The following is a 13,257-nucleotide window of genomic DNA, read 5'->3' on the forward strand; positions in this document are numbered from 1 at the left end:
TTCTTCTCTTGTCATCCGTTGTTTTTTGTTTGCCGATGAATCATCGGCGTGTGTTACCGGTGCGTGTTTGTGGTGAAGGACATGTACGGATTATCGGTGGCCGCTGGCGGAATACGCGCTTGAGAGTGCCGGAACTGCCTGGGTTACGTCCGACCAGTAGCCGTGTGCGCGAAACGCTGTTCAATTGGTTGATGCCTGTGTTGCCGGGGGCACATGTTCTGGATTTGTTTGCTGGGAGCGGTGCGTTGGGATTGGAAGCGGTGTCGCGTGGTGCGGCGAGGGCGGTACTGGTCGAACGTCACGCGGAGTTGGTGGTCCTGTTGCGTGAGCAGGTGGCGCGGCTTGGTGCTCAGGATCAGGTGGAGATTGTGCAGGCTGATGCGTTGCAGTGGTTGCAACGGCCTGCTGCGGCGCGTTTCGATATTATCTTTCTTGATCCGCCGTTTGCTGCTGGGGTGTGGGAGACGGTGGTGGTGCGATTGGCGCTGCACGTGGCGGCCGCAGCGTGGTTGTATATGGAGTCTCCGGTTGATCTGGAACCAGTGATGCTGCCAGGTTGGGAGTTGCATCGTGACGGTCGCACGCGTGAAGTGTGCTATGCGTTGTATCGGTATCCGGCTGTTACACTGCCTGTTGGTTCTAAGTCAGTATCGTCTGTATGAGCGTGGTTAATCGCCGCATCGCCGTCTATCCTGGCACCTTCGATCCGATCACTAATGGTCACATTGATTTAGTGAGTCGTGCTGCTCCGCTGTTTGAGTCGGTTGTGGTTGGTGTTGCGCAGAGTCCATCCAAGGGACCTTCTCTGCCGTTGCAGCAGCGTGTGACTCTGGCGCGTGAGGCGTTGTGCCAGCATGAAAATGTGCAGGTCATTGGGTTCGATACATTGTTAGCGCATTTTGTGCGTCACGTTGGCGCGGGTGTGTTGCTGCGTGGCTTGCGTGCGGTTTCGGATTTCGAGTATGAGTTCCAGATGGCGAGTATGAATCGTCATCTGATCCCTGAAGTTGAGACATTATTTCTGACTCCGGCGGAGCAGCATAGTTTTATTTCGTCTTCGCTGGTGCGTGAGATTGCGCGGCTTGGCGGAGATGTTTCCGGCTTTGCACCTGCGGCGGTCGTTGCGGCGTTACGTCAGAATCTTTAGGGGTACACGATGTTTTTCTGTTTTATCCATAATCTGTAAGGCAAGAGCAATGAATAACATGTTGCGTGTGGTGGTGGTTGCTTCGTTTGTTTTTGTTTTGGCCGCTTGTGGTCAGAAAGCAGCTCAAACGGTGGCGGATGTTGCTTCTTCAGTGCCGACTGTTCCGGCGAAGGATGATGATGCTGCTTGGAAGACGTATCTTGGCCAGGTTGTTTCCAATCACTTGGGCAATAGTACCGGTAGTCCGTTTTTGTACTATTTGCCGCCGGCGTCTGATCCTGATTTCAAAGGAAAGTATGATCGCCAATTAGAGAATGTCACGAGTGCGTTGGGGCGTGGGGTGCAGCCGGGGACGCTGGTGGTGTTTGGTTCTTCGGCGTCGGCCAAGATGGCCGATTTGATTGTGGCTGCGTTCAATAAGGTGCAGGCCGGTTCGATGAAGGGAGTGCATGTGCTTTTCATTGGGATGAGTGCTGACAATGCTCGCGTGCAAAAAGTGGTGCAGTCCAGTGGGGCTGAGTATGTTTTTGTCGAAGCAAAATGAGGCAGCAGGTGTTGCTGGGAGCAGGCAGATGCGTGCTTGCGTCTTTATGAATATCCCCGTCATGGGCGTTAGCTTCGATGGCTTGTTTGCTGGGATTGCTGTTTTTTTAACGGTGGTGGTTGCGTGATGTCGCTGTGCATGATGTGGTTGGCCTTTTCTTTGAGACATCTGTGATGTCGTTAAGGATTAATGCGTTGTGCGTTAATTGCGATGTGTGTGAGCCGGTCTGTCCGAATCGGGCGATTTCGATGGGGGAGACGATCTACATCATTGATCCGCTGCGCTGTACCGAGTGTGTTGGTCATTACGATGAGCCGCAATGCGTGGTTGTTTGCCCGGTGGAGTGTATTGATCCAGATCCTGGTCTGTTGGAAACGCGGGAGCAACTGCTTAGTAAGTTGCAGCAGTTGCAACGCAACGATCCCGAGTTGTATGAAAAGGAATCTCCTGATTTATGAGTTTATTTCCTCGTTGTTTCTTGTTGCTCTGTGTTTTTTTCTCGCACGTCTCTGCAGAGCAGACAGAGGTAGCACTGTTACGGGAGGGAGTCGCCAGAGTCCCGCCTGGTGCAGTGATTGCTAGTAGTCATTATTTGGCGACGGATGCTGGGCTGCAGATTCTGAAGCAGGGTGGGAATGCTTTCGATGCTGCAGTGGCGGTGTCTTCCACGTTGTCGGTGGTTGAACCCATTAGTTCTGGTTTGGGCGGCGGTGGCTTTTTTCTGCTTCATGATGCCAAGACGGGGCGTGATGTCATGCTGGATGCGCGGGAATACGCGCCGGCGTCGGTTAATCTGGGTACGTTTCTAAACAAGGATGGTCAACTGGATCATGACCGTTCGATCAACGGGCCTTGGTCGGCAGGTATCCCGGGGTTACCGGCAGCACTTGTTGAACTAGCTGAGCATTATGGCAAGTTGCCATTGAGACAAACATTGGCACCGGCTATCCGCATTGCGTCTGCGGGGTTTCCTGTGTACAGGCGTATGGTGGAGGGGTATCAGTCGCGCCGTGAAGTGATGGAGCGTTATCCGGGGACACGTGAAGTCTATCTCCGTGGCGGTAAGCCGATGGATGAGGGTGATATTTTCAAACAGCCGGAATTGGCGCGGACTTTGTCGTTATTGGCCAATAAGGGCTTTGATGGTTTTTATAGGGGCGAGACCGCGAAGCGGTTGCTGGCTGGGGTGAATCAGGCGGGTGGACGTTGGACTGCTGAGGATTTGGCCGGTTATCGGGTCAAGTCGCGTGTTCCCATCACGTTCGATTATCGAGGGTGGAAGATCACCACTGCGCCGCCGCCGTCTTCTGGCGGTATCGCGTTGGCGGAAATGTTACAGATCTTGGAAGGTTGGGATCTGGCTCGGCTAGATGACGTGCATCGCGTTCATTTGGTGGTAGAAGCGATGCGCCGTGCGTATCGGGATCGTACTTTTTTTCTCGGTGATCCCGATTTTGTGTCGATTCCGCAGCGTGTGTTGACGAGTCAGGACTATGCGCGTGGTTTGCGTGCGGGGATTAACCCTGAGAAGGCAACGCCTAGCGTGTTGTTATCAGGTCATCCAACGCCATTGGAGGATGAGGAGACGACGCACTTTTCAATCATTGATGCGGAGGGAAACCGAGTGGGTGCGACGCAAACGGTTAATTTGCTATACGGTTCGGGGCTGATTCCGAAGGGAACCGGTGTGTTGCTTAACAATGAGATGGATGATTTTGCACTCCAGCCAGGCGTGCCAAATGTGTTTGGGGTGATGGGCTATGAGGCGAATGCCCCCAAACCAGGGAAGCGCATGCTCAGCTCAATGACGCCGACTTTCCTTGAATCTGCCGATAAAGTGGCGGTGATTGGCACGCCTGGCGGCAGTCGTATTATCACAATGGTGCTGTTGGGGATCTTGGGTTACGACGCTGGATTGGACGCGCAACAGGTTGCTGCGTTGCCGCGGTATCACCACCAATGGTTGCCGGACGTCATTGAGACGGAGGCGGCTACGTTTCCGGCAGAGGTGATCAAGGGATTGGAGACGATGGGGCATACGATCAAGCAGCCAAGCGATACGGTTGCCGGTGGGCGTGGTTCTAGCCACGTTTGGGGCAATGTGCAGACGGTTGAATGGGATCGTCGTTCTAATGTGCTCATTGGCGGTCATGATCCGCGTCATGTTGTGGGCAAAGCGGCCGTTTGGCTCACTGATAAAGCGGTTGTTCTGCCGCCTATGGACCATTTACCTACGCCGTGCTTGCAGGATTGCCATGCTCAATGATCGAATTCGGAAGGCTTGCATTGACTCATGAGTAATGCAGCGTATGGCCGCCGTTTGAGTGCCATACGCAGGTTGTGATGGTGTGATGTGTATTCGCTAAGTACATTGAAGCGATATGTTCATCGTTTGCCTCGTTGCTTTTCTCGGAAATATTTAACTTCCGAACTTGGTTTTTCTGTTTGTGCCGCACATTTTACTTAGATTAACCACGTTATTTTTTCGATAGAAATATATTATTTTCTATAAACAAACTTGGTTTATGGTCGATGTGCATTTTTTGCGACACGGGGTTGAAGGGCGATCTGTTCGACAGATGCAATGTGGTTAACTGATATTATTTTTAGATGTTCATCGTGTGAATATTAATTAATAAATTTTTCCCTAGGAATTCTCAGTAACCGATTAACAGTATTCTTGGGAAGATAGCTTTTTTATAAAGAACGTTATTCAATTGTTACGCTGTCAGCATGTCTTTCCATCAATCCATCATGCATTTTCACCAATGCCAGCGATCTCGAGCACACTGTTTTCTAACAGTTGGTTAATCAATACACACACAGGATGAGGAGGTGCTATTGGTTTGTATCTCAATCCGGCGTTATCAAGAAAATCAGGTGATGAATTAACGTGTTCCTCAAAGAGGATCACACGTGGTAATCAAAGGTCATCCATGTGTGAATAAATTCAAAAAATTGCAATCCATCCTGAGGCGGACATCACACAGCATGAAGGTATCGGAGATTATCCATTGCATCTTAAGTGTGTGGAGGCAAAGAGAGATTGCAGGGTGGGCGATGCACTTTGGTTTATGGGACCTTCCAGGTCAGTCACTTTCTCAGTGATGCCGTTGTTGGGAGCTGCTAAGAGAATGAAGCGTCAGCTTGGTTATTTTCTGTTGAGAGGTGTGTTGTTGTGGCTGTGCTTGGCAGCACCAGCAGTTGCACAGTCGCTGATGCTGGAACGCTTGGATGACGACCCGCCAGCACACGAGGTGTTGGCGGGTGTATACGATGCTATGTTGCGCCCAAATGACACAGGGGGTGCCAGTATCTATGAAACGGCGCGACATCCGGTGTGGTGGCGTATCCGCGCTGACCGCCAGATCAGTGCAGCTGGGCAACCAAAGCTGCAGATAGAGTTCCCGTATCTGAACTGGGTTGAGGCTTGGGTCCCTGGGCGTAGCGTGCCGAGCCACCATGCGATCTACGGAGCTGCGGCGGACCGCCGCTATGCAACGCGTGCATTGGTGATCGATTTACCCGAGGGGTTGCCGCAGGGGAGGGCAGTATGGTTGCGTGTGCATGCGCAGAGCACGATATCAATGCCAGTTTCCATTGTGAGCAATGATGTGGTGCATCGTCGTGATCTGGATCATGTTGCTTGGTATAGCTTTATCCTCGGTTTAACGACGGTGCTGGCTGTACTTTCAGCCTCACTCTGGGTGCGGTTGCGTGAGCCTGTGTATGGCTATTTTACGGTCAATTTGGTGTGTGTACTGCTGTACCTGATCGGCTTTGATGGCGAGGCGAGAGGTTTTCCGGTGCTCGGAGAATTGTTTGGCTCCTCACCAGTACCGATACGGGTGGTTGCCACCTTTGGTGGCTTTGTCATCGTGAATTTCCAGCGTCACTACTTGAACACCGCGTTCCGGATACCACGGGTGGATTTGGCGTTGAAAGCTTCTTCGGGTTGGTTACTGGTGATGGCAGTGTTGAACGTGGTGCCGCAGATCCAGCCATATCCGGTACTCACGTATCTTTCTCTGATGGTTGCTTCGTTGTTGTTGTTGTTTAGTTGTGTATGGTTGGGAGGCGTCCGTGGTCATCGCGATGCTTGGTCGTTGTTGGTTGCTTGGACCCCTTTGTTATTGTTCTCTATGCTGCGCAGCTTGGAGTTGATTGGCTGGAATCGGTTGAGTGGCAATGGCGCTTGGATTGGATATGGGCTGAGCATGTCGCTGGGATTATCTTGTTTGCTGGTGACTCTGGTACTGGCTGATCATATGCTGGAGTTGCGACGTGATCGCGACCGTGCCAGGTTGCTTGCAAATGTGGATGGTCTGACCGGTGCGTTGACCCGGGTCGCGATTGAGCGGAGATTGGAGCGCGATATTGATGATGCCCGTCAGATGGGGACTCCTTTATCGGTGGCGTTTATCGACATTGATCATTTCAAACGTATCAATGACGAATATGGGCATGCTGCTGGAGATGCTTGTTTGCGTCAGGTGGTGCAGCGGGTGCGCGGTTGGCTACGTGCCAGTGACGCGCTTGGGCGTCATGGAGGTGATGAGTTAATTGCGATCCTTCCTGGGGCCGACTTGGTAGCAGCGCGGCGTGTCGCCGAGGGGATCCGCGTTGCTGTTTCAAGCCAGCCGTTCCAATTTGAATGTACCCGGTTACGTTGCACATTGAGTCTTGGGGTGGCCTCGTGGTTGCCTGATGAATCCATCGAAGCACTATTGCAACGTGCCGATAACGGGTTGTATGCAAGCAAGGCGGCTGGACGTGATCGGGTCAGTACTGAGATGTAAAAAGGAAAAGGGGCATCCATTGTGTCGGTGCCCCGTTCGATACATTGCCAGATTGAGTGAATGTGCTGTTGTGGAGTGGTTTTGTCAGGTCGCGAATGTCTAGCGGGTGCGTTCGAGTATTAACAAAGGATCAATACGCACGTTGAACCAATTCATCCCCCAATGTAAGTGCGGTCCGGTGGCTCGCCCAGTTGCACCGACTGCACCGATGACTTGACCTTGATCCACGTGATCGCCAGCTTTTACATCAATCCGTGATAGGTGCAGAAAGTTGGAGCTGACTCCAGCGCCATGGTCTAACAACACTGTGCCGCCTGTCAGGTACAAATCTGGTGCGGCGAAGGTGATCACACCAGCCGCTGGTGCCTTTACCGGCGTCCCGGTTGCTGTGGCGATGTCCATCCCTGAGTGCCCGTTGCCTGCAGTTTGACCGTTGTAGATGCGTTCGCTGCCGAAACGTCCGCTGATTCGGCCTTGTACAGGCCAGATAAAGGCTTGGGCGAAATCCGAGCGAGCGTCGTTGCGCTGGCGTGCATCAGTGATTTGTGCTTGTTCACGGGTGATCCGTGCAGCAATTGCTGGTGGTGGATTGACTGTTTTTGGCGGCACGCCGTTGACCACCTCAAGCGGCCATTGGCGTGTTGTCACGTTGATGTTGACTTGTTTGACAGTCCCTTTTGGGGTTTGGATACGTAGTATCAGTGGTCCGGTTTCATTACGGCCTACTCCAAAGACAACCTGACCCTTGTCATCGACTCGCAACACCTGTCCGCTGTACTCGACTCGGCTGCCTGCTGGGACGGTCCCGATCACCAGTGCGCCTTGGGATACATTGGTGGGAAACTCAGAGCGGGTTTCTTGTGTGTTTATCTTGTTCTGGGCATATGTAATGGGCGGTAAAGTCATTGTGACCAACATACCGAGCGCGAGTAACCTATTCACAGTGAGTGCAAGCATCAGCGGTCAAATTCCAGACGTTGGCCGTTCGGTACGCCAACAAGGCGGTTGCCGTCCCACACATGGTTGCCGTTGACCCACGTGGAAGCGATACGAGAACGAAATGTGGTGCCTTCGAATGGCGACCAGCCACATTTAGAAAGTATCTCCTGACGTTTGACAGTGAATGGTGTGTCTTCGACCAGTACCAAGTCCGCCCAGTAGCCCTCGCGCAGGAAACCACGTTCAATCACGTCAAACAGTTGTGCCGGTGCATGGGCAAACTTGCGCACGATCTCAGTTACCGATAACCGACCGGCATGCACCAGTTCCAGTGCTGCGACCAGCGCGTACTGGACCAATGGCAGGCCGGAGGGAGCCTGTGCATATGGTTGCTGTTTCTCTTCCCAGGTGTGCGGTGCATGATCGGTGGCGAGGACGTCGATCACGTCCTTTGCCAAAGCGGCGATCAGTGCTTCGCGGTCGCTGGCTTCCTTGATGGCTGGGTTGCACTTGATGAGGTTGCCAAGGCGTGCATAGTCCATGCGATCAAAATGTAGGAAATGGATACAGGTTTCGGCGGTGATTTGCTTGCATCGTTTGCCGGCGGCATCGACCAGTGGGCCAGCTTCAAACAGTCTCAGCTCATCAGCGGTAGAAATATGGAGTACGTGCAGCCGGGTGCCGTTTTTCTTTGCCAGCGATACGGCTAGCTGCGAGGATTTCAAGCAGGCTTGGCGCGAGCGGATATCTGGGTGTTGCTCGGCACTCAGTGTATTGCCGTAGCGAGAGTGGTACTTGGCCAGTGTTGCGTTGATGGTCGGTGTGTCCTCGCAGTGGGTGATGATCGGGGTGGGTGCATAGCGGAAAATCCCTTCCAGCGTGGTTTCATTGTCCACCAGCATGTTGCCTGTGGAGGCCCCCATGAACACTTTGATGCCTGGACTGGTTTTGGGGTCTAGTGCTTGGATTGCCGCAAGATTATCGTTGCTGGCGCCGAGGTAGAAACCATAGTTGCCCCAGGCACGCCCCCTTGCAGCGTCATACTTGGCCTGCAATGCAGCAGCGCCTAATGTCGGTGGATTGGTGTTGGGCATATCCATAAAGCTCGTCAGTCCGCCGGCCACTGCAGCAGCGGACTCGCTGGCAATATCGCCCTTGTGGGTGAGTCCAGGTTCGCGAAAATGGACTTGGTCGTCGATCATGCCAGGCAGTAAACGGCGGCCCGCTGCATCAATGACGATGTCCTTACTTTGTGCAGACAGTCCGGTGTCGATACGGGCGATGCGTCCGTTCTCGATTCTCAAATCGCTGTCGAATTCGCGGCCTTCATTGACCAAGCGGGCGTTCACGATCAAGGTTGGATTCATTGGTGGTGTCCTGTACAGCGATGAGAACGGGGATTGACCTGTGTGCTGGTGTTGTCGGGTACCGGGTCGTGGCCACCCAGTTGCAACGGATGGCAGCGTGCCAGCCGACGTGCTGCTAACCATATGCCGCGCAGCGTGCCGAAGCGGGCAATAGCCACCATCGCGTATTCAGAGCAACTTGGTTCGAAACGGCAATGTGGCCCTAACAGTGGGCTAATAAGGCGCTTGTAAATCTTGAGCAAGAGGATGAGTGGGTGCATGATGACTTTGTGCACGTGATTTAATGAACACGTGGTTGATTGGTTAGGGAAGGTAGGCTATAAAAAGCCGCTTTCCCAGATACCAGGGAGTCAAGGAAGCGTGTTTTGTGGCTGCTAAAAAAATTGTAAAGAAGATTGTTCCGGTTGTTTCCAACACTGCCAAGCCCATTGGCAAGAATGCGGCTGTTGCTGCTGATAAGGAACTACCTGCCAAGAGTCCCTCTCCGTCTGCCGGGAAGAAACGACCGGCCACTACCAAGAAAGCGCCTGTGAATAAGACTGTTGCCAATAAAGATGCTCAGGTCAAGCTTTTGTCTGGCCATCTTACAAATAAGGTCGCCAAATCTGTGCTCAAGTCGGCAAGTAAACCCATGACGGCAGAGTCCGTTCCGATCGACAATAACGTTGTTCCTGCGGTCGCGATAATTCCGATGGATCCCAAGTCTACGTCTGCGGCCAATCATGCGCTTATTTCGAAATCTTCAGCGAAGACGCCTGCTAAGTTTGATTCTTCCAGAAAACCGAGTGCCTCGCGTCCGGCAGGGAAGGTGGCTGTTGCAGTGACTGGTGAAACCCTGCCTCGCGTATCCAAGACGAAATATAAAGTCGTTAAATACAATGTCGATGAGGCGACCGGTCGTCCCATATTGCCTTTGGGTTACAAGCCCTCCTCAGAAGAGGAGTATATGAACCCGCTGCATCAGGAGTATTTCCGCCAGCGTTTAGAGCAATGGCGTAAGGATCTTGTCGAAGAGTCTAAGCAGACCATCGAAAATCTTCGCGATGAAGTACGTGATATTGGTGATGAAGCCGAGCGTGCGACCCGTGAAACCGAGAATTCGTTGGAACTGCGTACCCGTGATCGTTACCGTAAGTTAATTGCTAAGATTGATAGCACCCTCAATCGCTTGGAAATTAACGATTACGGCTACTGTGTGGATACCGGCGAGGAGATCGGCTTGGAGCGGCTTGATGCGCGTCTCACTGCCGAGCGTACGATTGATGCCCAAGAGCGTTGGGAACACCTACAAAAGCAGCAGGGCGATTAAACACAGCTTGTTTCCAGTGTCTGGTTTGCCACGCGTTATGACATCAATCACTACATTTGGTTCAGCGCGCGGCTATTCCTCTTGCTTCCGGTGTTGCCACATTCTTCAGGAATGTGCGTTCTTTCGTCTTAACATAATTGTTATTCCACCGAAGGTCGTGTGTTATGACTAAGTCCAGCAGACGGTCGTGGTCATGGTTGTTGGGGATCCTGGCTTTCTTCGGGTTAGTGTTCGTACTCGGCCCGCGTACTTCTACCGCCTTGCCACCGATTGTTCCGGTGAGTGTTCCGAATCATCCCAACACGCTGACCCAATGGTTGGTGCAACGTGAAGATGCAGCGGGTCAGCTCCGCTCGGACACACAGGCGCATATTGTCTGGGCTGATCCGTTGCATCCGGCGCGTGCCGGTTGTGCGATGGTTTATCTGCATGGCTTCACCGCAAGTCAGGGGGAAGGTGCTCCCCTTCATGTTAAGTTGGCCCGAGCATTTGGCTGTAATTTATATTTGCCCCGGTTCCCAGGGCACGGCCTACAGGCGATGGATGCACTCCGTGGTATTGATGCCGTACAACTGCGTCAGGCTGCTGCTGAAGCCGTTGCCGTGGCCCGTGTGCTGGGCGAGCGCGTTGTAGTGATTGGTACCTCCATGGGGGGGGCACTGGCTACCCAGGTTGTGGCTGCTGACCCAGCGCAAGTCCAGACACTGGTGTTGTGGTCCCCGTTGGTGCGTGAGCGTGATGAACGCTTGCGTGTATTTGGATGGCCTTGGGGTAGCCAATTCGTGCTCTGGGTTAAAAACAGCGGTGACCCAGTGATGCGCTCCTCGGCTAAAAGCCCCTACTGGGCTGGCGGGGCGCATCTGGATGGCTATCGTGCCTTGTATGCATTGAGCCGTGGTGGGATGGTGCCGTCCATGTATGCACAGATACGGGTACCTGTGTTTGTCGGTTACTACTACCGCGATGCGCACCATCAGGATACGGTCGTCTCGGTTGATGCCATACGTACGATGTTTACCCAATTGGGGACGCCGCCAGCACAGCGTCAGCTACTGGCATTTGCGCAGGCAGGTGACCACGTGATCGCCTCGCCATTGCGTTCCAATGCCGCTCCCCAGGTGTTCATGGCCACCTGTCGCTTCATTGCTACTCACGGTGGCCTACGCTTCGCTCCCACCATCCCAGACTGTGAACATGCTTGGGAATACTAGCACTGGGTGTCTAGGAATCGCTGCTTGCTTTCTTAGCTAATGCGTCATACGTACAGAGAACCCGTCTGTCGAACGTCATCAACATCACCGCCCACTCTGCCGCCTCCCCGGATATCGACCAACTGCCCGATCAGTGCTGGCACAAAAGGGCAGAACATCGACCATGCCACTCATTAGCTTGTTACAGATCGCGTAGATCCAACCGGCGTAACCGCGGTGCCTTCAGTGCCGTGATGCCAACGACAACCAATGTCATAAAGCCGCCCAGAACCACAGCGTGTACCAGGCCGATAAAACGTGCCATGACTCCGTCATAGAATGCGCCCAGCTCATTAGACGAACCAATGAAGATGCTATTGATTGACGAGACCCGACCGCGCATCTCATCTGGTGTGACCAATTGCAGGATTGACGCGCGCGAGACGACAGAAATCCCGTCGCATGCCCCATAAACCAGAAGTATCCCCGCTGACACCCAAAAGTGTTGGGACAGACCGAACGCGATCGTACATATCCCGAATCCGGCGACTGCCAGCAATAAGGTGCGTCCTGCGTGACGTTGTAGCGGATACCTTGCCAGCCATAGCCCCGCCAGTACTGAACCCAGCGCCGGCGTGCCACGCAAAATGCCCAGACCCTCCGGACCATAGTGAAAAATATCCTGGATGAACGCCGGCAGCATCGACACGGCACCCCCCAACAGCACGGAGAACATGTCCAGTGCCATCGCACCAAGCATGATCTGATTGGAGAACACAAAGCGCACGCCCTCGGCGATGCTGCCCAATACTGGGGCACGTGGTTTATCGACTGCGGGTTCTTCAACCCGCAGCAATGCCAGTGCAAGCAGCGCGATGATGGCTGCGACCACTCCGGCAGCATAAGCTAGTTCTTTGCCGCCCAAAGCGATCAAGATGCCTCCCAGCATGGAACTGAGCACCAAACTAGCCTGGAATGCTACAGTGCCAAGTCCAGCACCACGTGCATAGTCTTCTCGTGGCAGCACACGTGCAAACAGCGCGTTGTACACCGGGACGATGAAAGAACGCACCATGCCACTCAAACTGGCCGCAACGTAGATTGGCCAAGTAGTCTGTACTGGTGCCGTTACTGGTGCCGTGTTGAATGCGGCTATCAGTAAAATTGTTGGAGTCATTGCCAAGCCGAGACTTGCGAACATTCCCAGCCGACGCCGTGGTAGATGGTCGACCAAATAACCAGCGAATGGAGCGATGCAGAAAAACGGAAGAATCTCAGCCAGAGCGACCAGACCGAGTAAAAGTGGGTTACGCGTGATCTCGTAAATATGCCAGCCGATCGTCACGGACACGATTTGGTAAGACAGCGTTGCAGCGATGCGATAGGCCAGCACCGCCGTGAAACCAGGACGGCATAGCAGCGTGCGCAGCGTTGCGTTGGAGGAAGGGGATGTGCTCATGCGGTAAGTGCTTGCGCTGTATTGCGAATCAAGTCGAGCATTGCTGCCAAACCATTATTACGTGTTGGCGACAGGTGTTTGGCGAGGCCGATATCGGTGATGTAACTGGGGGAAGTCTTTAGTATTTCGGCGGCACTGCGTCCGGAGTAAACGCGCAACGCTAGATAGATCAGACCGGAGACAATGGCTGAATCACTGGCACCATAGAACTTGAGATCATCGCTATTGCCTTCAGACACAATCCAGACCATGGACTGGCAGCCGTGCAGACGGTGCTCCTCCGTTTTCCAACTCTCGGGAAATACTGGGAGCTTGCGTCCCAAGTCGATCAGATACTGATAGCGTTCCGACCAGTTGCCGAAGAAGGAAAATTCCTCGGCAATGGCTGCTTGCGCCGCTGCCGCGGTGGATTCCAGTGGAAATGGATCATCGGTCATGGTCTTGAACAGGATGACTCCGTGTACGGTGACGGTAGGGCGAGTGTATCAGCGTGATTGCCGTAG

At 53.4% G+C, this 13,257-nt stretch carries 13 protein-coding genes and 1 pseudogene; 9 read left to right on the forward strand and 5 right to left on the reverse strand.

Annotated elements, in window-relative coordinates; genetic code table 11:
- Nucleotides 1–35 precede the first annotated feature (35 nt).
- The 7 genes and pseudogenes from rsmD (at nucleotide 36) to F7G16_RS01460 (ending at nucleotide 6,490) form a co-directional block, all read left to right on the forward strand.
- Nucleotides 36–662: a 16S rRNA (guanine(966)-N(2))-methyltransferase RsmD gene (rsmD, locus tag F7G16_RS01430; protein WP_004085276.1), complete on the forward strand. Its 627-nt coding sequence runs from the start codon at nucleotides 36–38 to the stop codon at nucleotides 660–662.
- On the forward strand, nucleotides 659–1,147 hold the full coding sequence (gene coaD / locus F7G16_RS01435; RefSeq protein WP_004087910.1) for a pantetheine-phosphate adenylyltransferase: 489 nt from the start codon (nucleotides 659–661) through the stop codon (nucleotides 1,145–1,147). The genes rsmD and coaD overlap by 4 nt, the downstream gene beginning before the upstream one ends.
- A gap of 49 nt (nucleotides 1,148–1,196) precedes the next feature.
- On the forward strand, nucleotides 1,197–1,691 hold the full coding sequence (locus tag F7G16_RS01440) for a hypothetical protein (protein WP_024748942.1): 495 nt from the start codon (nucleotides 1,197–1,199) through the stop codon (nucleotides 1,689–1,691).
- Nucleotides 1,675–1,818, forward strand: coding sequence for a hypothetical protein (locus F7G16_RS01445; protein WP_155238078.1), 144 nt, complete (start codon nucleotides 1,675–1,677; stop codon nucleotides 1,816–1,818). The genes F7G16_RS01440 and F7G16_RS01445 overlap by 17 nt, the downstream gene beginning before the upstream one ends.
- A 46-nt stretch (nucleotides 1,819–1,864) precedes the next feature.
- Nucleotides 1,865–2,149, forward strand: coding sequence for a YfhL family 4Fe-4S dicluster ferredoxin (locus F7G16_RS01450; RefSeq protein WP_004087908.1), 285 nt, complete (start codon nucleotides 1,865–1,867; stop codon nucleotides 2,147–2,149).
- An 89-nt stretch (nucleotides 2,150–2,238) separates the two neighbouring features.
- Nucleotides 2,239–3,957 (forward strand): annotated as a pseudogene (gene ggt, locus F7G16_RS01455) (gamma-glutamyltransferase); the annotation flags it as partial.
- Nucleotides 3,958–4,825: 868 nt separating this feature from the next.
- Entirely contained in the window at nucleotides 4,826–6,490 is a 1,665-nt protein-coding gene (locus F7G16_RS01460) for a GGDEF domain-containing protein (RefSeq protein WP_012382441.1), read from the forward strand.
- A 99-nt stretch (nucleotides 6,491–6,589) separates the two neighbouring features.
- Here the strand turns inward: F7G16_RS01460 and F7G16_RS01465 are convergent, their stop codons facing one another.
- The 3 genes from F7G16_RS01465 to yidD are packed head-to-tail and all read right to left on the reverse strand — an operon-like array spanning nucleotide 6,590 to nucleotide 9,056.
- Nucleotides 6,590–7,447: a M23 family metallopeptidase gene (locus F7G16_RS01465; protein WP_004087905.1), complete on the reverse strand. Its 858-nt coding sequence runs from the start codon at nucleotides 7,445–7,447 to the stop codon at nucleotides 6,590–6,592.
- On the reverse strand, nucleotides 7,447–8,796 hold the full coding sequence (locus F7G16_RS01470) for a dihydroorotase (protein WP_004087904.1): 1,350 nt from the start codon (nucleotides 8,794–8,796) through the stop codon (nucleotides 7,447–7,449). Before F7G16_RS01470 ends, F7G16_RS01465 begins: the two co-directional genes overlap by 1 nt.
- Nucleotides 8,793–9,056: a membrane protein insertion efficiency factor YidD gene (gene yidD, locus F7G16_RS01475; protein ID WP_004087903.1), complete on the reverse strand. Its 264-nt coding sequence runs from the start codon at nucleotides 9,054–9,056 to the stop codon at nucleotides 8,793–8,795. Before yidD ends, F7G16_RS01470 begins: the two co-directional genes overlap by 4 nt.
- Nucleotides 9,057–9,163: 107 nt before the next feature.
- Between yidD and dksA the strand changes: the two genes are divergently transcribed.
- Nucleotides 9,164–10,105 carry an RNA polymerase-binding protein DksA gene (dksA, locus tag F7G16_RS01480; protein ID WP_004087902.1) on the forward strand — a complete coding sequence of 314 codons (942 nt, stop codon included), beginning with the start codon at nucleotides 9,164–9,166 and terminating at the stop codon, nucleotides 10,103–10,105.
- A gap of 164 nt (nucleotides 10,106–10,269) precedes the next feature.
- Complete coding sequence (locus F7G16_RS01485) at nucleotides 10,270–11,316, forward strand: alpha/beta hydrolase (protein WP_004087900.1); 1,047 nt, start codon at nucleotides 10,270–10,272, stop codon at nucleotides 11,314–11,316.
- Between the two features lie 181 nt (nucleotides 11,317–11,497).
- On the opposite strand, the gene F7G16_RS01490 is transcribed toward F7G16_RS01485, so the two are convergent.
- Entirely contained in the window at nucleotides 11,498–12,754 is a 1,257-nt protein-coding gene (locus F7G16_RS01490) for an MFS transporter (protein WP_038232764.1), read from the reverse strand.
- Nucleotides 12,751–13,191, reverse strand: a complete 441-nt coding sequence (locus F7G16_RS01495) for a SufE family protein (RefSeq protein ID WP_004087898.1) — start codon at nucleotides 13,189–13,191, stop codon at nucleotides 12,751–12,753. The genes F7G16_RS01490 and F7G16_RS01495 overlap by 4 nt, the downstream gene beginning before the upstream one ends.
- Between the last annotated feature and the right edge of the window lie 66 nt (nucleotides 13,192–13,257).

Source organism: Xylella fastidiosa, from assembly GCF_011801475.1.
GTDB lineage: Bacteria > Pseudomonadota > Gammaproteobacteria > Xanthomonadales > Xanthomonadaceae > Xylella > Xylella fastidiosa.

Excerpts from the sequence above, each read along its gene's own strand:
- rsmD (WP_004085276.1), top strand. The coding sequence starts at position 36 with ATGAATCATCGGCGTGTGTTACCGGTGCGTGTTTGTGGTGAAGGACAT.
- coaD (WP_004087910.1), top strand. The coding sequence starts at position 659 with ATGAGCGTGGTTAATCGCCGCATCGCCGTCTATCCTGGCACCTTCGAT.
- F7G16_RS01440 (WP_024748942.1), top strand. The coding sequence starts at position 1,197 with ATGAATAACATGTTGCGTGTGGTGGTGGTTGCTTCGTTTGTTTTTGTT.
- F7G16_RS01450 (WP_004087908.1), top strand. The coding sequence starts at position 1,865 with ATGTCGTTAAGGATTAATGCGTTGTGCGTTAATTGCGATGTGTGTGAG.
- F7G16_RS01460 (WP_012382441.1), top strand. The coding sequence starts at position 4,826 with ATGAAGCGTCAGCTTGGTTATTTTCTGTTGAGAGGTGTGTTGTTGTGG.
- F7G16_RS01465 (WP_004087905.1), bottom strand. The coding sequence starts at position 7,447 with ATGCTTGCACTCACTGTGAATAGGTTACTCGCGCTCGGTATGTTGGTC.
- F7G16_RS01470 (WP_004087904.1), bottom strand. The coding sequence starts at position 8,796 with ATGAATCCAACCTTGATCGTGAACGCCCGCTTGGTCAATGAAGGCCGC.
- yidD (WP_004087903.1), bottom strand. The coding sequence starts at position 9,056 with ATGCACCCACTCATCCTCTTGCTCAAGATTTACAAGCGCCTTATTAGC.
- F7G16_RS01485 (WP_004087900.1), top strand. The coding sequence starts at position 10,270 with ATGACTAAGTCCAGCAGACGGTCGTGGTCATGGTTGTTGGGGATCCTG.
- F7G16_RS01490 (WP_038232764.1), bottom strand. The coding sequence starts at position 12,754 with ATGAGCACATCCCCTTCCTCCAACGCAACGCTGCGCACGCTGCTATGC.
- F7G16_RS01495 (WP_004087898.1), bottom strand. The coding sequence starts at position 13,191 with ATGACCGATGATCCATTTCCACTGGAATCCACCGCGGCAGCGGCGCAA.